Source organism: Caballeronia humi, from assembly GCF_001544475.1.
Lineage (GTDB): Bacteria > Pseudomonadota > Gammaproteobacteria > Burkholderiales > Burkholderiaceae > Caballeronia > Caballeronia humi.
Window position 1 is genome coordinate 26,547 of record NZ_FCNW02000048.1, and the last position, 20,158, is coordinate 46,704.

Consider the following 20,158-nt stretch of genomic DNA (forward strand, 5'->3'; position numbering starts at 1 on the left):
GCGCACATGCGTCTTGGAGTTTGCTATTACCCGGAACACTGGCCTGAATCGATGTGGAAGGACGACGCCGCGCGCATGAAGGCGCTCGGCATCGATCGCGTGCGGATCGGCGAATTCGCATGGAGCCGGATCGAGCCGACGCCGGGCGAATATGACTGGGACTGGCTCGATCGTGCGATAGAAACGCTCGCCGGGGAGGGCCTGAAGGTCGTCATGTGCACGCCGACCGCCACGCCGCCGAAGTGGCTGATCGATCTTCATCCCGATATTCTTCCCGTGGGCGCCGATGGCCGCGCGCGCAACTTCGGCTCGCGGCGTCATTACGATTTTTCATCGCCGTCGTATTTCGAAGCATCCGCGAAAATCTGTACCGCGGTCGCCGAGCGGTACGGCCGGCATCCCGCAGTCGCGTACTGGCAGACCGATAACGAATTCGGTTGCCACCATACGGTGGTCAGCTATTCTGACGCAGCCGCGAAGCGCTTTCGCGAGTGGCTGCGGGCGCGCTACGTAAGCATCGACGCGCTGAATGCCGCATGGGGCACGGTGTTCTGGAGCATGGAATACCGCGGTTTCGACGAGATCGATCCGCCGGTCGCGACCGTGACCGAAGCGCATCCGTCACACCGGCTGGACTACCGCCGCTTCGCTTCTGACGAAGTCGTGCGCTACAACCGCATGCAGGTCGATATCATCCGCGCGTATTCGCCGGGACGTCCTGTCGCACACAATTTCATGCAGCTCTTCACGGAGTTCGATCACTACAAGGTCGCCGCCGATCTCGATATCGCAACATGGGACAGCTATCCGCTCGGGGCGCTCGAAGAACAGTGGTTCGACCCGTCGATCAAGGCGAAGTGGCTGCGCACCGGGCATCCTGATTTCGCATCGTTCAACCACGACGTGTATCGCGGCATGTCGAAGGAGCCATTCTGGGTGATGGAGCAGCAGCCCGGCCCGGTGAACTGGGCGATGTGGAATCCCGCGCCGCTACCGGGCATGGTGCGCCTGTGGAGTTGGGAAGCGTTCGCGCATGGCGCGGGATGCGTGTCGTATTTCCGCTGGCGACAGGTGCCGTTCGGGCAGGAGCAGATGCACGCGGGGCTCAACCGGCCGGACAACCGGCTCGACGTGGGCGGCGTCGAAGCGCAGACCGTGGCGCGCGAGATCGCAGACGTGCTGAAGGCCGACGGCGAATCGCAGGTCGCCGCGAAAGTCGCGCTGATCTGGGATTACGAAGCGAAGTGGCTCTTCGAGATTCATCCGCAGGGTGCCGACTTCCACTATCCGCGCTTTGCGTTCGAATACTACAGCGCGTTGCGCAGCCTCGGACTCGACGTCGATGTGATACCGGCCGATGCACCGCTCGACGGCTACAGCATGATTGTCGTTCCGCCGCTGCCAGTCCTGCCGGCGACGCTGGCGGCGCGGCTTGCTTCGTCGAATGCGCAAATCGTGCTGGGCCCGCGCACGGGATCGAAGACATCAAGCCTCACGATCCCCGCAACCCTTCCGCCCGGCGACGTGCTGCCGATCCGCGTATGGCGCGTCGAATCGATGCGGCCGAACGTGACCGAAGCGGTCGACGGCGGCGGCGAGTCGCGTCACTGGCGAGACTTCATCGAGTGCGGCGAGGGCGTACAAGTGCAGGCGCGCTTCGCCGACGGGCATCCGGCCGTCGTGTCGCACGGGTCGATCAGCTACCTCGCAAGCCTCTTCGACGATGCTTACACGCAACAGGTCTTCGAACGCATCGCGGGAGCAGCGGGGCTCGCGCCGCGCCGCTTGCCCGAAGGCGTGCGCGTGAGCCGTCGCGGCCCGCTGACCTATGTCTTCAACTACGGCGTGACGCCGTATCGAATCGAGGAAGCGGCGCGCTTCGTCGCGGGACAGCAGGACGTGCCACCGCAGGGCGTCTCGATCTATCGCTCGCACTAACACCAGAACACACTCATCAATGAGGAGACACGCATGAAACACACGATTCGCAAGGCACTGGCGGGCGCTGCGTTCGCGGCCGCGCTGGCGGGAACGGCGCAGGCGGGGACGCTGGCGGTGAATGTCGCGTTCAAAGGGGCCGGGCAGCGCGTGGTCTGGCAACAGATCTTCGACCAGTTCAAGAAGGCGCATCCCGAAATCGACCTGAAAGTGGCCTTCGTCGATGAAGAAGCCTACAAGGTGCAATTGCCCGGCTGGCTTACGACCGTGTCGCCGGACGTGGTGACCTGGCACAACGGCGAGCGCATGGCGTACTACGCAAAGCGCGGTCTGTTCGAGGACCTCACGAACGACTGGAACAAGAACAACTGGAATTCGATGTACGCATCGACGAAGGAGGCTTCGTCGTACAACGGCAAGCAATACGCCGCCCCGACCGTCTATTACTCGTGGGGCATGTTCTATCGCAAGGACCTGTTCCAGAAGGCGGGCATCGCGGGCGAGCCGAAGACGTGGCCCGAGTTCCTCGAAGCGTGCAAGAAGCTCAAAGCGGCGGGCATCGCACCGGTGGCGGTGGCGGGCCGCGATGCGTGGACGCTCGCGGGATGGTTCGACTATCTCGACTTGCGCATCAACGGCAACGCGTTTCACCAGAAGCTCATGGCGGGCGAAGTGCCGTACACCGATCCGCGCGTGAAGAAGGTGTACACGACGTGGAAGGAACTGATCGACGACAAGGTGTTCATCGACAACTCGCTGTCCTACGATCTCGATGCGGTTCAGCCGTTCCTGTTCCAGGGCAAGGCCGCGATGATGCTGATGGGCACGTTCATCGCCGCGGGCTTTCCGCAGAACGTCAAGCCGGAGATGGGCTACTTCCAGTTCCCGATCATCGACGACAAGGTGCCGACGGCGGAAGACGGACCGGTCGAGTCGATGCACATTCCCGCGAAGGCGAAGAACAAGGCCGACGCGCACACGTTCCTCGCGTACATGGAGACGCCCGAGATCGGGGCGCAACTGGCGAAGGGGTTGGGGTCGCTTTCGGCGAATAGCAAGTCGCCGGAGCCGGAAGAGCCGATTTCGAAGATCGGCTTCCAGATTCTTTCGAACACCAAGGGCGGAATCGCGCAGTTCTACGATCGCGACATGACGAAAGAAATGGCGGACGAAGGCATGAAGGGCATGCAGCAGTTCATCTCCGACCCGACGAAGCTCGATTCGATCCTTGCGCAGCTCGAAGCGACTCGCCAGCGCATCTACAAGAAGTGACGGACGCGGCTGGACGGCGCGCTTCAGGTGCGTCGTCCAGCCTGCAAGGAGCACGATCATGCAATCAACCGACACTATCGCTCTGCCTTCGACAAAGCGGCGTGGCCGTCGTCGCGCAACAGCGACGGCGCGTCAGCAGCGGCTCGCCGCGTTCCTCTTTCTAGCGCCGGCGTGCGTGATGGTCGGCATCTACGTGATATGGCCGATCGTATCGAGTATCGGGCTCAGTTTCTATAACTGGGACGGGATGGCCGAGAAGACATTCGTCGGCATCGGCAACTACGTCGAACTGTTTCAGGCGCCGACGTTCTACACCGCGCTGAAGAACAACGTGCTGTGGCTCGTGCTCTTTTTGCTCGCGCCGCCAATGGGGCTCGCCGTCGCCCTGTATCTGAATCAGGCGGTGGCCGGCATCCGCGTGGTCAAGTCGCTGTTCTTCGCGCCTTTCGTGCTCTCGGGCGTGGTGGTCGGCCTGATGTTCAGCTGGTTCTACGACCCGACCTTCGGCCTGCTCAAGCTGATTCTCGGACACGGCGTGCCCGTCCTCGGCGATCCGCGCTATGTCACGTTCGGCATCATCTTCGCGGCGCTCTGGCCGCAAACCGCGTATTGCATGATCCTGTACCTGACGGGGCTGACGTCGCTGAATGCGGAGCAGATCGAGGCGGCACGCATGGAGGGCGCGAGCGGGTGGACGATGCTCTGGCACGTGATCCTCCCGCAATTGAGACCGACGACCTTCATGGCGATCGTGGTCACCATCATCGGCGCGTTGCGCAGCTTCGATCTGATCGCCGTGATGAGCGGAGGAGGGCCGTTCGAGAGTTCAACGGTGCTCGCCTATTACATGTACGACCAGGCGATCAAGTACTACCGCATCGGCTATTCGGCCGCGATTGCCGTGGTGCTGTTCGCGATCATGATGGTGTACATCGTCTATCACTTGCGCAGGATGCTGCGCACCGAGAGTTAAGGAGCAGGCCGTGTTTCCGACACCCATCGCCAAATGGAAGCCCGCGAACCGGGCGCTCTACAAGTTGTCGCTGCCGCTTGCGCTCGTCATCTGGCTGTTGCCGCTGATCGCCGTGATGGTGACCTCGATACGCTCGGCCGACGAGCTCGTGCAGGGCAACTACTGGGGCTGGCCGGAGCATTTCTCGCTGATCGCGAACTATCGCGAGGCGCTGACGGCGTCGCCGATGCTTCATTACTTCTGGAACAGCGTGCTGATTACGGTGCCTGCTGTCGTCGGATCGATTGCGCTTGCGGCGATGGCCGGATTTGCACTGGCGGTCTACAGTTTCAGGGGCAACTCGGTGCTGTTTGCGACATTCGTCGCGGGCAACTTCGTGCCGATCCAGATCCTGATGATTCCAGTGCGCGATCTCTCGCTGCAACTCGGCCTGTTCAACACGGTCGGCGCGCTGATTCTGTTTCACGTCTCGTTTCAGACGGGATTCTGCGCGCTGTTTCTGCGTAACTTCATCAAGCAGTTGCCGTTCGAACTGATCGAAGCGGCGCGTATCGAAGGCGCAAACGAATGGACGGTGTTCTTCAAGATCATCCTGCCGCTGATTCGTCCGGCACTCGCCGCGCTCGCAATCCTCGTGTTCACGTTCGTCTGGAACGATTATTTCTGGGCGCTCTGCCTCACGCAAGGCGATGAAGCCGCGCCGATCACCGTAGGGGTTGCCGCGTTGAAGGGGCAGTGGGTCACGGCGTGGAATCTCGTCTCAGCCGGGTCGATCCTTGCAGCGCTCCCGTCGGTCATGATGTTTTTCGCCATGCAGCGGCATTTCGTGGCGGGTTTGACGTTCGGAGCGACCAAAGGGTAAATGAGGGCCGCCTCAGCTTCAGCGCAACTTCAGCGCAACTTTGGGGCGTCTACGGATGCGGCAAGTCTATTCGCTCGGCCCGCTTCGCCGCATCGGAAACGGGTGCCTCGAACCTGACATCAGGTGGGCCGGAAGCATTGGACGTGATGGCCTTTGCTAAAGCCAGCGCCAGATGCCCGCCGCCCAGCCGGTCAACGGGATGTGGGCCCAAGTCGCTGCGAGCCAGACCACGAGACCGCCCAAAAGCGCATGCAAGCCGAAGCCGCCGAGCCGCGCGCGGCCAGCGGCGACCGCCGCGAACGGCAGAAAACTCGTCTTCGACTCCCAGGCGGGCCAGAGATCAGGCTGGAGCTGCTCCTTCTTCCGGTCCTGCAGCGCGGCGCCGACGAGCGCGAGGATGACCATTGCCGTCGCGACGACGATGTTCTTGGCCACCGGGAACACGGCGATGTGGCACAGCCCCCAAAGAGCAAACGACCACATCATCGGGTGGCGTGTTATGGCAAAGACGCCCCGGGCGGCTTCCGGGAACGAGCCGGTGCGGCCTCCGGTGGGAAGGGCGGGGTTGCGGATCAGCGAGCCCATCAGAAGGATCGACGCGATCAGCATGACGGCGGTCACCACCGCCCAGAGTGCGTTGCCTACCGGCCATAGTGGTGCCGTCATGGGCGCCTTGCGGTAGGCCAGGATCAGCCAGCCGAACGTCAGGATCGCGACGAGCGAATAGACGCCCTGGAAGCCCGCTTCGCCTACCGCGCGGACCACCCGACCGCGCAGCGGATGGGACAACAGAAAGTGGCTACCCACGAAGGCGACTGCCGCCGCCACGACTTCATTGGTGCTTCCCATGAATGCGCCTCCATCTGTCACAGATCCGATTTTCGGGGTGGTCACCGTCCGAGTTGCCAAGTTGTCATCGATCGTGTTGCAAGCTTGATTGTGCGCCGATCAGCGAGCCAGTTGCACAGGTAACGGCGCCCAAGGACTGTCGAGGATCGGGGTCTTCGATCAATTCTAATAGGCGCGCAGACATCGCGGCAGATTCACCTCGGCCTCCACGAATTCCCAAGAGCGTCGACGCACCTCCCGTCACTGAACTCTCGCACGTTTAGTCCAGCGGCACGGTAAGTCGATTGATCACGGTCCGCGTCTCGGGCCGCACGCCGCGCCACCAGTCGAAAGCTTCCGCTGCCTGTTCCACCAGCATGCCCACGCCATCCGCGATGGTGCGCACGCCCGCATTGCGCGCCAAGCGGAGGAAGGGCGTCAATCGCTTGCCGTAAGCGAGTTCGTAGGCTGCCCCTTCCGGGCTGAAGACGCTTGGCGGAACCGGTGGCAACCCGCCGGTAAGACTGGCCGACGTCGCGTTGACCACCAGATCGAAGCGTCCCATTGTTTCGAGATCTCTGTAGGCGCAGGCGAGAAGGGCGCCACGTCCGCCGACCGTGGCCGCAAGCGCCTTCGCCTTCTCGACGTCGCGATTGACGATGACCATTTCCGCTGGCCCCGCCGCGAGGAATGGCAGCAACGCCCCGCGCGCGGCGCCGCCGGCACCGAGCATCAGCACGCGCTTGCCAGCCATCGGCAAGCCAAGGTTCCGTTCGATGTCGCGCACGAGTCCGATCCCATCGAAGTTCTCGGCGATGATGCGGCCGCCTTCGAACTTCATCGCGTTGACGGCGCCAGCCAGTTCGGCGCGCTCGCTGCGTTCGTCCGCCATCGCGAACGCCTGCAGCTTGAACGGCGCGGTTACGTTCATCCCTTTGCCGCCGTTGGCGATGAACGCGCGCACGGTCTCAGCGAACGCGCCCTGCGGCTCCAGTGGACCTTCGACCGCCGTGTAGGACAAGTCCTGCCGTGTCTCTTCTGCGAAGAGGCCATGTATCAGCGGAGATTTCGTGTGTCCGATCGGGTTGCCGATCACTGCGTATTGGTCGCTCATCATGGCCTCACTTTCGAGTACAGCACACCGTCGGTTTGCATTGCGTCGATTTCGGCGGCATCGAAACCCAGCGACTGCGCGACTTGCGCGTTGTGCTGGCCGAGGTCCGGGCCGACTTCGCGGATGGTCGTGTCGCAGTCGGAGAAGCGGAACGGCAGGTTCGGCAGGCGCAAGGTCCCGAACCGCGGATGCTCCTGCTCGACCACCATGCCCCGCGCGATGATCTGCGGATCGGCGAGCACTTCATCGATGCGCTGCACCTTGGCGCAGGGCACGTCGATGCTGTCGAGCAGACTCAGCACCTCGGCGACCGGCCGCGCCGCGACCCAGGGCTTCACCACGGACAATATGTCCAGCCGATTCGCATTGCGCCCGTTGAGCGTATGAAACCGTGCGTCGGTGCCGAAGCCAGCCGGGCCGCCATGCGTTTCCACCAAGGCCGCGAAACGCTTCCACGCGTCGTCCACCTGTGCGGCGATCACGAGGTCGCCATCCGCTGCACGGAACACGCCGTAGAGCGTCGACGTCGGCATATCGTGGCCGGTCTGCTCAGGGACGATGCCCTGCATCGTGTAATACTGCACCGCGTATTCGTGCATCGACACGAGCGTGTCGTACAACGCCATGTCGATATGCTGACCCCGGCCGCTCTTCACGCGACCGAGGAGCGCCGCGTTGATCGCCGCGACTGCGTGGATGCCGGTGTACATGTCGCCCAGGGAGATGCGCATCAGCGGTGGCGGCTCCCCCGGATTGCCGATCATCTGCATGATCCCGCTCTTCGCTTCGGCGATCAGGCCAAAACCTGCGCGATGCGCATCGGGCCCAGTATGGCCGTACGCCGAGATCGAGCAATAAACGAGACCCGGATTGCGCGCGGACAGTTCGTCGTAACCGAGCCCGAGCTTCTTCAGCGCACCCGGCCGGTAATTTTCGACGAACACATCCGCCGAGTCGCACAGGCGCTGCATGAACTCCTTGCCGCGCGCATCACGCATATTCACGCTGACGCCGCGCTTGCCCATGTTGAGTTGCAGGAAGTAGGCGCTCTGTTCATCGTCGAGCACGGTGGCGTGCTGACGGCCCGCGTCGCCGCTGACGGGCCGTTCGACCTTGATGACTTCGGCGCCGAGTGCCGCGAGACAGCGTCCGACATACGGCCCCGCCAGAAAGTGGCTGTAGTCGACGACGCGTATCCCTTCGAGAGGACGTGCCTGCATCAGAACGCTCCCGGCCGGCGCGGCACCATCAGACGATGCTCGCCATGCTGGACGACCTGGCCGTCCTGATTGATCAGATCCGACGGCAGCACGACGATGCCCCAGTCGGGACGGCTCTTGCTCGCGCGCATCGAGCCGACGCGAAACTTGACGTGCAACACGTCGTTGACCTTGATCGGCAGGTTGAAGTCCCACGTCCAGCCGAGCGACATGCCCGGCAGGAAGCGGTATTCGCTTTGGGTCTTGAGACCGTCGGCGACGGACAAGCCAAAGAGACCGTGTGCGACGATCGAACCGAAGTGGCTGGCGTTCGCGTATTCCTCGTCCACGTGAACCGGCGTGTGATCGCCGGTGAGGTCCGCATAAGCCAGGATGCGTTCCTTGGTGACCGTATAGGCCGGACTCGTGCACTCGTCGCCTTCGCGGGCGTCGTCCCAGTATTTATCGATGATTGTCATGTCATGCCTCCGCACGCGGGTTGATCGAAAGCGCCTGCGCCACGCACGAAACTGGCTTCGCCTGAATCAGTTCGACGGCGAGTCCATCGGGGAGGCGAATCCAGTTGCGTCCCTGCGGCATTTCGCTGACTTCATAACGTTGCGCGGCGGTAAGCGCTGCTTCAAGGTCCTCGCACATCACGCCCAGATGGGCGAGCCGTCCTTCGGGACTCCCGTAGTCGGGCTTGTGGATAAATTGCAAGCCTCCGAGCGTCCAGTACTGACGAGGTTCGTCGACAGTGCCGTCGACCTCGCGCATCGTCATGCCGAGCACGTCTTCGAAGAAGCGAATGTGCCAATGGATGTCCTTCACCCAGATGGCGACGTGTTCCAGATAGGCCTTCTTCATGCTGTTGTCTCCTTGGCTTGCCGGTCCGTCATGGCGCGCTCGATGCCCTTGACGCACGCAACCAGCGTCGAATTGACCGGGGTCGGTACGCCGAGCCGTTCGCCCCAGCGCACGACCGCGCCATTGATGAAGTCGATTTCCGTGACCGAACCCTTCTCGAGGCTTTGCAGCATCGACGTCTTGAACTCAGGCGAAAGGCCTTCGGCCGCCAATGTCCACGCTTGCTCCGCGTCCGTCATCGACAGCCTGATGCCGGCTGCTTTCGCAGCAGCCATCGCCTCGGCCACGGCGGCCAGCGCGGTTTCCTTGAGAACCGGTTCTTCGTAAAGCTGCCCGTATGTGAGACGGGTAATGCCGGTCACTGCGCCCGTCGCGACGTTGATCAGCAACTTGTCCCACATCGTGCCGAGGATGTTGTCGCTCACGGTCGTCCTCAGACCCGACGCGTTGAACGCTTCGGCAATCGCCTGCACTCGTTGCGTGATCTGCCCATCGAGCTCGCCGATGTAGGTGAGTTTTCCGCTAACGCCGGACTGGATATGCCCGGGACCGCGCAGCACTCCGCCGACGTAGGTCTTGCCCGCCAGCACGCGCTCACGTCCGACGATCTCGCTGAGGACGTCTTCGTGGCCGAGTCCGTTCTGCAGTGACAGCACGAGCGTGTCCGGGCCGATGAGACCGAGCGCGCTGCGCATCGCCGAATCGGTGTGAAAGGACTTGACCAGCACGACGACGAGATCGACCGCGCCAACTTCCGCGGCCTGCGTCGTCGCGCGGACCTTGACATACCGGGAGCCATCGGCATCGTCGACTAACAAGCCGTCGCGGCACATTGCTCCGACGTGTGCCGCCGAGCGGTCGATCAGCCAGGTCTCGTGACCACCCTGACTCAGGGTGGAACCGATGGCGCAGCCCAGCGCGCCGGCCCCCAGGATTGCGATCTTCATTTGCGTCTCCTTGATGTGTTGACGCAACGATAGAAGTTGCCGTTCATCGTGGCAATTCAATGACTACAATGAGGTCATTGCGTAAATCGAATAACGGCCATGACTACCGGCGAGCTACCCGATCTCAAACTGTTGCAGCTTTTCGACCTGCTGTACGACACACGCAGCGTTACTCGCGCGGCGGAGCAACTGGGACAGAGCCAGCCGACGGTCAGCATCTGGCTCGGGCGTCTGCGCGAATTTCTGCAAGACCCTTTGTTCATCCGCACGCCCGGCGGCATGGCGCCGACGCCGCAGGCCGACGCCCTGATCGGGCCGTGCCGCGAGATTCTGGAGTCGTTGCGGCGTTTCGCTGCGTGGGAAATTGCTTTCGATCCCGCCACCGCGAAGAGACGGTTCCGCATCTGTCTGACCGATGCGAGTCACGTCACGCTGCTGCCCCGACTGCTGGCGCACATGCGCGCGCAGGCGCCGGGCATTCGTCTGGAGGTAGCGAGGATCGATGGGAACACTGAGCGGGCGCTGGAGTCCGGCGAGGCCGACCTCGCGATCGGCCATGTGCCATGGCTCGGCGGAGGGATTTATCAGCAGCAGTTGTATTCGCAGGACTGGGTATGCCTGGCAAATCGACACCATCCGCGCTTGCGGACCCGGTTAGGCGTGAAGCAGTACCGCGCCGAGGGACACGTTGCGATCGCGGCGGGGACGGGCGCCCAGTTGCTGGAACAGGCGCTCTTGCGCGAGCAGATCCAGCGGAACGTCGTACTGGAGTTGCCGGGCTTTCTCGGACTGGGTGCGATCATCCAGACGACAGACCTGATTGCCACGCTGCCGCGGCACATCGGCCAGACGCTGGCAAAAGTCAACGAACTGTCGATCCATCCATGCCCGTTTTCCGTGGACGGCTTTGCCGTGCGGCAGCACTGGCACGCCAGGTATCACCATGAAGCGGGTAATCGCTGGCTGCGCGAGGTGGTGGCTCAGTTGTTCAGCAGCTTGCGCTGACCTGTTACGCCTGACTCTTCCACAGAGCGAACTATCCGCTTGAATAGAATCGGCAACATCGGCAATTTCGTGTCGCCGAACGTGAAGGCGTTAGCGGCCGCGAGCTCCGGCTCCAGCGTGGCAGGACTTATTCTGTTGTGCGGTGTGGTGGTGCTTGCGGCGTTGCTGCTCGTCGGCGCGCGGCGTTCTTCACAACCCGCTGTTGCGAAGGCGGTCCACCCGTAAGGCATCGGAGAGGGTTTTCATTTCGGTATGCGTGGGCTAATGATTACCTCCCATGTAATTGGCGTGATGAACCAGCATCGCTACTCTTTGGCTGTCGCGTCACCAATCCGGTGGCGTTTCCAGTCAAGGAGTTAAGATGTCCGACCATACCGTCCACACGATCGAGTCCGCCCCGGCGCAATCGAAGCCCGTGCTAAAGCAATTGCAACAGGCGTTCGGCCTGATCCCGAACATCGCGGCCGCGATGGCTACTTCACCGGTGCTGATCAACGGCTTCATCGGCCTGTTCGAGCGCGTGCATGCGAGCAGTCTGACGGAGCCGCAGATCCAGACGCTGTTGTTGACCAACGCGGTGACGAACGCCAGCGAGTGGCCTGTCGCATTTCACACCGCGCTCGCGTTGAAGCAAGGCGTACGTCCTGCCGATGTCGATGCAATGCGGCACGGCGGCCTGCCCGATGACGCGGGACTGGCCGCGCTGTCGACGCTGGCGCGCGCGCTGATCGACAAGCGCGGGCGTCTTGCCGAATCGGAACAGAGTCGCTTCTTTGAAGCAGGGTTCAGCCCGGAGCAACTGCTCGAAGTCATCGCTGTGGTCGCCGCATCCACGATCACGAACTACACCGCGAGCGTGACCAAGCCGGTCCTTGAAGCGCCGTTCGAGGAATTCGCCTGGCACGCGCCCGCATCCTGAGTCTGTATTCGTCATCCGCATGAGTCAGGGACTCCGATGAACCCTACGCATCCTAATTCGAAGGTATCGTCGAGCGAACTTGGCGATCTGTTGCGTTACTGGCGGGATGTACGGGGCATGAGCCAGCTTGATCTGTCGCTGGAAACGGGAATCTCGCAGAGGCAGATCAGTTTCATTGAAAGCGGACGCAGCGTGCCGGGCCGGAACACGCTCCTGACTCTCGCGCAGACGCTCGAAGTGCCGCTGCGCGAGCGCAATGCCCTGCTGCTCGCCGCTGGATACGCCCCCTTGTATTCAGAGGCGCCGTGGAATGCGCATGAAATGCAAAGCGTCGTCCGCGCGCTCGAACGGATGGTTCGTCAGCACGAGCCGTATCCGGCGATGGTGATGGACCGTCACTGGAACGTGCTGATGACCAACGACGCCGCGCCGCGCTTTTTCAACCACTTCATCGACATGAGTTCGCGGCAGGGGCCGCGCAACATGCTGCATCTGATATTCGATCCACAGGGCATGCGTCCGTTCGTGGCCGATTGGGACAACGTCTGCCGAAGCTTGCTGCAGCGGGTGTATCGGGAATCGGTCGGTCACGTGATCGACGACGACACAGGGCGTTTGCTCGACGAACTGCTCGCGTATCCCGACGTGCCGCGCGACTGGAAAGCGCATCATGCGCCGTCCGATACGCCCACCATGCCGGTCATTCCGCTGGGCTTCATCAGCGAAGGCGCCGTGCTTCGTTATTTTTCGCTGGTGACGAGCGTTGGAACGCCGCAAACCGTGGCCGCGCAGGAACTTCGTCTGGAATGCATGTTCCCCGCCGACGATGCAACGGAAGCACGCCATCTGCAATTGCTCGAAGCGGAGTCGAAGAAACGCCAGACCGCTGGAAATTGAGAAGGCGAGGGCCGTGGGGTGAGGATCTCGGCGATGCGTTGATTCGCAGCAGCGGACCAGGGCGACCGACATGAGCGACGTGCCGACGCTCAGCATCGCCGCACGCACTGCGATAGTGACGATGCCGGTGGCCAGCTTCCACGAACACTCCGTCAGCGTAGAATTTCGAGGTCTCCTGGCGGCCGATCTGCCTTGTCGCCGGAACCGATACGGACAGGTCATGGAAATCAAGTGGATCGAAGACTTCATCGCGCTCGCGCAATATCAAAGCTTCTCGCGAGCGGCGGAATTTCGTAACGTGACGCAGTCCGGGTTTAGCAGGCGGATTCAGTCGCTCGAGCAGTGGGTCGGCGCCGATCTCATCAATCGAAGCAGCTTTCCGCCTACATTGACGCCAGCGGGACAACTCTTTCGCGAAGCGGCCGAGGACATCATCGAGAAGCTCTTCGACACGCGCGCCATCATTCGCACTGAGCAGCGCATCGCCGGCAAGGGGGTGCAGATCGCGGCCGGCCATACCATCGCGCTCAACTTTCTGCCTGCCTGGCTGCGAGCGCTCTCTTCACATTTCGACGAGGTGCGCGCCCGCGTCATTCCGGCCAACGTGCACGATTCGATCCTGATGCTCGTCAACGGCAACTGCGAGTTGATGTTCGCCTATCACCATCCCGAGCTGCCGCTTCATCTGGATCCGTCGCGATACGAATACCTCACCGTAGGTGCCGACACCTTCATGCCGGTTTGCAAGCCCAATCAGCGAAGCGCTCCCGCATTCCGGCTGCCCGGCACGAACGACCGTCCTTTACCGCTCATCTCCTACACGGAAACCAGTTACTTCGGGCGTTGCCTCGCAGTGCTGCTGGGGCATGCGAAGGCCGCTCCTGCCTTGCGACTTCATTACGAATCGGACATGGCGGAAGTGGTCAAGAAGCTCGTTCTCGAAGGCGAAGGAGTCGCGTGGCTGCCGAAAAGCTCCATCCTCGCCGAACTCGACGCCGGCGACCTCGTGCCGGCCGGAACCGCGGAGTGGCAACTCGAAGTCGAGCTTCGGGTGTACCGGGATGCATCGAACCACAGCGAGTTTCTGGAATCGCTCTGGCGTCATCTTCGCGCCGCTTCCGGCGTCACCGGATAGGGTTGTCCCGCGTTATGCGAAAGTCGCATAACCATATGCAGGACTAGCATTCACCTTTTTTCTAGCTTCCCTAAGATTCCGTCCAGACACAAAAACGCCGCGCAATCCCTGGCGTTCTTGACAGCCCCCGAGCGCGCAGCGGTCGCGACCCTAGCGCGCCATCCTTGGACGGAGACAAATGAAAAATCGACTCACCCTTTATATTCTTGCTGGCATGGTACTCGGCGTGGCTGTCGGCTACGTCTGCCATCGGTCGGCTGCGGATGCGGCTCAAGCCAAGGCAATTGCTGGCTACTTCTCGGTCGTCACCGATATCTTCCTGCGCCTCGTGAAGATGATCATTGCGCCGCTGGTTCTGGCTACGCTCGTCTCCGGCCTCGCCGGCATGGAAGGCACGAGCGATGTGCGCCGAATCGGGTTGAGGTCGATCGGATGGTTCCTGTGCGCGTCGCTGTTCTCGCTTGCGCTCGGCCTCTTCCTCGCGGACCTGTTCCAGCCGGGCGCAGGATTGCACCTGACCCAGACGAGCGCCGACGTGGCGACTGGCCTCAACACCAGCGGCCTGAACTTCAAGGACTTCGTGACGCACGCGTTTCCCACCAGCATCCTCGATGCGATGGCGCGCAACGACATCCTCCAGATCCTGGTCTTTTCCGTGCTGTTCGGCATCGTCCTGAGCGTGATCAAGTCTGACCCTCGCGTGACGCCGTTGATCGCGGCCGTCGATGCGCTCGTGCCCGCCATGCTGAAGCTGACCGACTACGTCATGCGGCTCGCGCCGCTCGGTGTCTTCGGTGCGCTCGCCTCCGCGATCACCGTGCACGGGCTCGACGTGCTGATGACCTACGGCAAGCTCATCGGCAGCTTCTATGCAGGTCTCGCGCTCCTGTGGACCGCGCTCATCCTGGTCGGCTATGCATTTCTGGGCAACCCGATCTGGGCGCTGCTGAAGGCGATCCGCGAGCCCGCGATGCTCGCTTTTTCGACAGCGAGCAGTGAGGCCGCGTATCCGCGCCTGACCGAGAAGCTCGAGGAATTCGGCGTCGACAAGAAAGTCGTCGGCTTCACCTTGCCTCTCGGGTATGCATTCAATCTCGACGGTTCGATGATGTATCAGGCATTCGCGGCGATTTTCATTGCCCAGGCGTTCGGCATCGACATGCCGCTCGGCACGCAGATTCTGATGTTGCTCGTCCTGATGGTCAGCAGCAAGGGAATGGCCGGGGTCGCGCGAGGCTCGGTGGTGGTGGTCGCGGCCGTGGCACCGATGTTCCACCTGCCGCCTTCGGGCGTGGTACTGGTGCTCGCCATCGATCAGATCCTCGACATGGGACGCACGGCGACGAACGTGATCGGCAACAGCATCGCCACGGCGGTCATCGCCAAGTGGGAAGTCCGGCGCGCGGTGCGGGAAGAGCGTGTTGCACAGGCGGTCACGTTCGGCCAGTTCGAAGGCGAGCCGAAATGAGCGACGGCAGTCAGACTAGCGTGCGGAAGTTCGGCGTCGTAGGCGGCCTCGGGCCGCTCGCGAGCGCGGACGTCTTCTTCAAGCTGATCAAGTCGATGCCCGCGGCAAGCGACGGGGATCATCTCGATGCCATCTTCGAGCAGCATCCCTTCCGGGGTTCCGATGCAGGCAGCGAGACGTTGACGCAACGAAAGCTGTACATCTTCGATCTGTTGAACAGCTTCGAAAAGCGCGGCGTGACGACGATCGTGCTTCCTTGCTTCCTCAGCCACACTTTCATCGATGAGCTGAAGGCCAACTCGCCATTGCAGATTGTCGACATGGTCGAGGCGGTCCGCAGCCATGTAAGAAGGAAGTTTCCTGCTGTTCGCCGTGTCGGCGTGCTGGCATCCGGCTATGCGCGGCGCATAGGCCTATTCGAAAAGTATTTCGCGGCGCCCGAGTTCGAAGTGATTCATCCGCGCCTGGCCGAAGGCATCGACCTCGTCACCGAGGCCGTCTATGGACCAGACGGCGTGAAAAGCGGCAATCTGCGTGGCCGGCCGGTCGAACTGTTGCGCGAGGCATGCGAGGACCTCATCGCGCAGGGTGCCAATGTCATCGTGCCGGGCCTGACGGAAATCGCGCTCGTCGCCGAGGACATCGGTCCTCTGCGGGTCCCGCTGGTGGATTCGAACCTCGTCTATGCACAATACGTGGTGTCGGGCCAATACGGGTCCCCGGAAACGATCTTCAAGGTGGGTGTGGTCGGCGGAGTAGGGCCGGCGGCGACCGTCGATTTCATTCACAAGATCGTGCGCGCCACACCCGCGCGGCGCGACCAGGACCATATCAAGCTAATGGTCGAGCAGAATCCACAGATTCCGGACCGCACGGAGAACCTGATCGGCAACGGTCCCGACCCGACCATCTCGCTCTATGCGACCTGCAAGAGGCTCGAAGCGGGTGGCGCGGACATCATCGCCATCCCGTGCAATACCGCTCATGCTTTCGTCGAGCGCATTCAACCGTATCTCGCCGTTCCTATCGTGAACATGCTGACCGTGACAGTCCGATATCTTCGCGAGACGTTTCCAGCGCTGCGCACAGTGGGCGTGCTGGCGACGTCGGGTACGGTAGCGAGCGGCGTCTACGAAAAAGCGCTCGAGTCGCAGGGCTTGCGGCAGATCGTTCCGGGGCCCGCCTTACAGGCTCGCGTCATGGAGGCGATCTACGGCAAGGAGGGCGTGAAGGCCGGCTTTACGACCGGACAGTGCCAGGAGGATATCGCCGCCGCGATCGATGGGCTGATCACCGAGGGCGTCGAGGTCATCATCCTCGGATGTACCGAATTGCCGCTCTTGTTTCCGCAGACTGATTTCACCGGGCGAAACGGCGCGCGCGTGCAACTGATCGACCCGACCGACGTGCTTGCAAGACAGTGCGTCACGTATGCGAGCACGGCGGCAGCGCTAACCGCATCCCCGCTGCTCGAAGCAACCTGAAGCGACTGATCCACCCCAATTGATATTGCTGACCAGCCTGCGCACGACGTGCGCCGGATGACTCCGTTCGTCAGCATCATCCGCACTTTGAAAGGAAGAGAAATCATGCTCACGCTTACCGAACGTATCGAACACGACCTTCTCGGCGACCTCGCCGTGCCCGCCGCAGCCTACTATGGCGTCCACACGCTGCGGGCACTCGACAATTTCCCGATCACGGGTATCCCTATCTCGGTCTATCCGAATCTCGTCAACGCACTGGCGAGCGTGAAGGAAGCCGCCGCGCTCGCCAACTACGATCTCGGGTTACTGAGCGAACTCAAGATGCAAGCCATCGTCCAGGCGTGCAGACAAGTGCGCTCGGGCACGGCGCACGATCACTTCGTCGTCGATGTCATCCAGGGCGGCGCGGGCACTTCGACCAACATGAACGCGAACGAGGTCATCGCGAATCTCGCGCTCGAACATCTCGGCCATCAGCGGGGCGAGTACGGCGTTCTGCATCCGAACGAGGACGTGAATCTCGGACAGAGCACGAACGATGTCTACCCGACCGCCCTGAAGATCGCCACCTATGCGGGCATCATGCAACTGGTCGAGGCGATGGGCGTGCTGCGGGCATCATTCGAGCGCAAGGCACGGGAGTTCAGCAGCGACCTCAAGATGGGCCGCACGCAGCTTCAGGATGCGGTGCCGATGACGCTCGGGCAGGAGTTCAGCACGTTCGCGGTCATGCTCGGCGAAGACGAAGAGCGGCTCAAGGAAGCCGCGAAGCTGATCTGCGAGATCAACCTGGGCGCGACGGCGATCGGGACCGGCATCAATACGCATCCGGAGTATGCGCAGCTTGCGTGCCGGCATTTGAGCGATGTGACCGGCATCGAACTCACGACGTCGCCGAACCTGGTCGAAGCGACGCAGGATGTCGGCTCGTTCGTGCAGCTTTCCGGTGTGTTGAAGCGCGTCGCGGTCAAGCTCTCGAAGACTTGCAACGACCTTCGGCTTCTCTCGAGCGGCCCGCGCGCCGGCTTCGGGGAAATCAACCTGCCGCCCGTGCAGGCCGGCTCAAGCATCATGCCGGGCAAGGTGAATCCGGTCATTCCGGAAGTCGTCAACCAGATCGCGTTCGAAGTCATTGGCAACGATGTGACGGTCAGCTTCGCAGCGGAGGCGGGCCAGCTTCAGCTCAACGCGTTCGAGCCTATCATCGCCCATAGCCTCTTCAAGAGCGTCGCCCACCTGCGGGCGGGGTGCCTCACACTCGCCTCGAAATGCGTCGACGGCATCACGGCCAATCGGGACCGGCTGCGCGCGATCGTCGAGCAGTCGATCGGCATCGTGACCGCGCTCAATCCCTACATCGGCTACACGCACTCGACGGAAGTCGCGAAGGAAGCGCTCGCGTCGGGCCGGAGCGTCGCGGAGATTGTAGTCGAGAAGGGGCTCTTGAGCCAGTTGCAACTCGACGAGATCCTGCAGCCCGCCATGCTGACGCAGCCGAGGAAGATTTCGTCCGCTGCGTAAGGAAACATCAGACGGGGCGCTTCGCCGATCCGCGACGTCCCGTCGTTGCGCTGTCCAATCAACCGAGGAGAATGGAAATGAGCATCAAGACCATCGTGCAGCGTTCAATGCTTGTGGCAGGGCTTGTGGTGGGCGCGAGCGCCCTCAGTGCAACGAGCGCGTGGGCCGCTGATGCGGCACCGGACGCGTCGACGGCGCCCGCAGCCGGCACGCCGCGCATTCTCGTGCTGGCAACGGGCGGGACGATCTCGGGGACGGCTGATCCGCGCTCCGCGATCGGTTACAACTCGGGCAACGTGCTCGGCCAGGATCTCGTCCGGGGCGTTCCGGGCATCGAGAAGCTCGCGAATATCAGCGCCGAGCAGATATCGAATGTGGGCTCGCAGGACATGAGCGACAAGATCTGGTTTCAACTGGCGCACCGGATTCAGGAGGCATTCGACCGGAACGAGGTGGACGGCGTCGTGATTACGCACGGCACCGATACGGTCGAGGAAACCGCGTTCTTCCTTCAAAGCGTGCTGCGCTCGGACAAGCCGGTGGTGCTGGTTGGCTCCATGCGTCCCGGAGGCTCGACGAGCGCCGATGGTCCCGGCAATCTTTATGAGGCCGTCGAAGTGGCGGCGAGCACGAAGTCTCAGGGGCGCGGCGTGATGGTCGTGATGAACGATCAGATTCACGGGCCGCGCTGGATCACGAAGACCAATACGACCGCGGTGCAGGCCTTCGCTTCGCCGAATGCGGGCGCGATCGGCTATGTTGATCCGGCGAGCGTGCGTTTTGTCACGCCGCCGCCGCAATCGGCGCGCAACGTGCTGGGCTTGCCGGCGGCCGGCCCATTGCCGCGCGTCGAGATTGTGTATGCGCATAGCAACATGGATGGGCTGCAGATCGACCACGCGATCAGCGACGGAGCGAAGGGTATCGTGCTGGCGGGCGAGGGTGATGGCGACGCGTCGAAGGAAGCGCTCGCTGCGCTCGACCGCGCGGCCAGGAAGGGGATCGTCGTCGTCCGTTCGACACGTGTGATGTCCGGATTCGTGAACAGAAACGTGGAGGTCGACGATGACAAGAGAGGTTTCGTCGTCTCGCTTGACTTGAATCCGCAAAAGGCCCGGTTGCTTACACAGTTGCTGATTGCGAACGGTGTTACTGATTCGCAAAAAGTACAGCAGGCGTTTGGCGGAACGTGGTGATTGGCGTTTGTTGGCTCCCCTTCCGTCGTTTCACTTATGTGCTCGACACGGCGGTTGGGCGGGCTGCGGAATGAGCTTCCGCAGCGATGACCACACACGGTGACCGTTCGAAGACGATAGTCGATTTCGACAAAAACGCACGATCGTTTCTTCTGCATGTAACGTTTTCCATTTGCGTGCCTTGTACCCTCGTTGCCGGCGCGCGCAAAGCGCAAATCGAATAGAGCCCTTTTGTGGCTTGCCGATGCATTTCTCCGCGAGCGACAACTTCTTTCCCTGCGTCGCATATCAGCTAACCAATCGATCTGCCCTGAAACAATTCGGAATTTATTCGTAGCAGCATTGCTAATGGGACTTATCCGCGGATTAAAACGCGGACGGTAAAGGCGCGCAAACGATAAACCGATTTTTCATGCGAAGGCTCGACGGCGATCAGCCATGCGGTCCACTTTCTCTTGTCTGTTCAAAACTGAATCAAATTCGACTGCAGCCTCTCCGTACGATCGGTCACGCGCCGGTGAAGCCCTTTA

The 20,158-nt window shown here is 62.1% G+C and carries 19 protein-coding genes; 13 read left to right on the top strand and 6 right to left on the bottom strand.

What is annotated here, in order from left to right; all coding sequences use genetic code 11:
- Nucleotides 1–6: 6 nt before the first annotated feature.
- The 4 genes from AWB65_RS27990 to AWB65_RS28005 are packed head-to-tail and all read left to right on the top strand — an operon-like array spanning nucleotide 7 to nucleotide 5,045.
- On the top strand, nucleotides 7–1,938 hold the full coding sequence (locus tag AWB65_RS27990) for a beta-galactosidase (protein WP_087670261.1): 1,932 nt from the start codon (nucleotides 7–9) through the stop codon (nucleotides 1,936–1,938).
- 33 nt (nucleotides 1,939–1,971) lie between these two features.
- Complete coding sequence (locus AWB65_RS27995; protein WP_087670262.1) at nucleotides 1,972–3,210, top strand: ABC transporter substrate-binding protein; 1,239 nt, start codon at nucleotides 1,972–1,974, stop codon at nucleotides 3,208–3,210.
- A 58-nt stretch (nucleotides 3,211–3,268) separates the two neighbouring features.
- Nucleotides 3,269–4,183, top strand: coding sequence for a carbohydrate ABC transporter permease (locus tag AWB65_RS28000; protein ID WP_087670263.1), 915 nt, complete (start codon nucleotides 3,269–3,271; stop codon nucleotides 4,181–4,183).
- Between the two features lie 10 nt (nucleotides 4,184–4,193).
- Nucleotides 4,194–5,045, top strand: a complete 852-nt coding sequence (locus AWB65_RS28005; protein ID WP_087670264.1) for a carbohydrate ABC transporter permease — start codon at nucleotides 4,194–4,196, stop codon at nucleotides 5,043–5,045.
- Between the two features lie 156 nt (nucleotides 5,046–5,201).
- Here the strand turns inward: AWB65_RS28005 and AWB65_RS28010 are convergent, their stop codons facing one another.
- The 6 genes from AWB65_RS28010 to AWB65_RS28035 form a co-directional block, all read right to left on the bottom strand.
- Nucleotides 5,202–5,894, bottom strand: coding sequence for an NnrU family protein (locus AWB65_RS28010; protein ID WP_087670265.1), 693 nt, complete (start codon nucleotides 5,892–5,894; stop codon nucleotides 5,202–5,204).
- A 259-nt stretch (nucleotides 5,895–6,153) separates the two neighbouring features.
- Nucleotides 6,154–6,987: a shikimate dehydrogenase gene (gene aroE / locus AWB65_RS28015; RefSeq protein ID WP_087670281.1), complete on the bottom strand. Its 834-nt coding sequence runs from the start codon at nucleotides 6,985–6,987 to the stop codon at nucleotides 6,154–6,156.
- Nucleotides 6,987–8,207 carry a CaiB/BaiF CoA transferase family protein gene (locus AWB65_RS28020; protein WP_087670266.1) on the bottom strand — a complete coding sequence of 407 codons (1,221 nt, stop codon included), beginning with the start codon at nucleotides 8,205–8,207 and terminating at the stop codon, nucleotides 6,987–6,989. Before AWB65_RS28020 ends, aroE begins: the two co-directional genes overlap by 1 nt.
- Nucleotides 8,207–8,665: a MaoC family dehydratase gene (locus AWB65_RS28025; protein ID WP_087670267.1), complete on the bottom strand. Its 459-nt coding sequence runs from the start codon at nucleotides 8,663–8,665 to the stop codon at nucleotides 8,207–8,209. Before AWB65_RS28025 ends, AWB65_RS28020 begins: the two co-directional genes overlap by 1 nt.
- Nucleotide 8,666: 1 nt before the next feature.
- Nucleotides 8,667–9,053, bottom strand: a complete 387-nt coding sequence (locus AWB65_RS28030; RefSeq protein WP_087670268.1) for a VOC family protein — start codon at nucleotides 9,051–9,053, stop codon at nucleotides 8,667–8,669.
- Complete coding sequence (locus AWB65_RS28035; protein WP_087670269.1) at nucleotides 9,050–10,000, bottom strand: ketopantoate reductase family protein; 951 nt, start codon at nucleotides 9,998–10,000, stop codon at nucleotides 9,050–9,052. The genes AWB65_RS28030 and AWB65_RS28035 overlap by 4 nt, the downstream gene beginning before the upstream one ends.
- A 99-nt stretch (nucleotides 10,001–10,099) precedes the next feature.
- Here AWB65_RS28035 and AWB65_RS28040 point away from each other — a divergent pair, with 99 nt between their 5' ends.
- From AWB65_RS28040 to AWB65_RS28080, 9 genes are all read left to right on the top strand, one after another.
- Nucleotides 10,100–11,005 carry a LysR family transcriptional regulator gene (locus AWB65_RS28040; protein ID WP_087670270.1) on the top strand — a complete coding sequence of 302 codons (906 nt, stop codon included), beginning with the start codon at nucleotides 10,100–10,102 and terminating at the stop codon, nucleotides 11,003–11,005.
- A 39-nt stretch (nucleotides 11,006–11,044) separates the two neighbouring features.
- Nucleotides 11,045–11,230 (top strand): hypothetical protein, encoded by a 186-nt coding sequence (locus AWB65_RS28045; RefSeq protein ID WP_087670271.1) that lies wholly within the window; start codon nucleotides 11,045–11,047, stop codon nucleotides 11,228–11,230.
- A gap of 136 nt (nucleotides 11,231–11,366) precedes the next feature.
- Nucleotides 11,367–11,924 carry a carboxymuconolactone decarboxylase family protein gene (locus AWB65_RS28050; protein WP_087670272.1) on the top strand — a complete coding sequence of 186 codons (558 nt, stop codon included), beginning with the start codon at nucleotides 11,367–11,369 and terminating at the stop codon, nucleotides 11,922–11,924.
- Nucleotides 11,925–11,960: 36 nt separating this feature from the next.
- Complete coding sequence (locus AWB65_RS28055; RefSeq protein WP_087670273.1) at nucleotides 11,961–12,821, top strand: helix-turn-helix domain-containing protein; 861 nt, start codon at nucleotides 11,961–11,963, stop codon at nucleotides 12,819–12,821.
- 220 nt (nucleotides 12,822–13,041) lie between these two features.
- Nucleotides 13,042–13,956 carry a LysR substrate-binding domain-containing protein gene (locus AWB65_RS28060; RefSeq protein WP_087670282.1) on the top strand — a complete coding sequence of 305 codons (915 nt, stop codon included), beginning with the start codon at nucleotides 13,042–13,044 and terminating at the stop codon, nucleotides 13,954–13,956.
- 178 nt (nucleotides 13,957–14,134) lie between these two features.
- Nucleotides 14,135–15,424: a dicarboxylate/amino acid:cation symporter gene (locus tag AWB65_RS28065; protein ID WP_087670274.1), complete on the top strand. Its 1,290-nt coding sequence runs from the start codon at nucleotides 14,135–14,137 to the stop codon at nucleotides 15,422–15,424.
- The gene (cuyB, locus tag AWB65_RS28070; RefSeq protein WP_087670275.1) at nucleotides 15,421–16,908 is read left to right on the top strand and encodes a cysteate racemase; all 1,488 of its coding nucleotides are present in this window, start codon (nucleotides 15,421–15,423) and stop codon (nucleotides 16,906–16,908) included. The genes AWB65_RS28065 and cuyB overlap by 4 nt, the downstream gene beginning before the upstream one ends.
- A gap of 105 nt (nucleotides 16,909–17,013) precedes the next feature.
- Nucleotides 17,014–18,432, top strand: coding sequence for an aspartate ammonia-lyase (gene aspA / locus AWB65_RS28075; RefSeq protein WP_087670276.1), 1,419 nt, complete (start codon nucleotides 17,014–17,016; stop codon nucleotides 18,430–18,432).
- Nucleotides 18,433–18,509: 77 nt separating this feature from the next.
- Nucleotides 18,510–19,628 carry an asparaginase gene (locus AWB65_RS28080; protein WP_087670283.1) on the top strand — a complete coding sequence of 373 codons (1,119 nt, stop codon included), beginning with the start codon at nucleotides 18,510–18,512 and terminating at the stop codon, nucleotides 19,626–19,628.
- The last annotated feature ends 530 nt before the right edge of the window (nucleotides 19,629–20,158 follow it).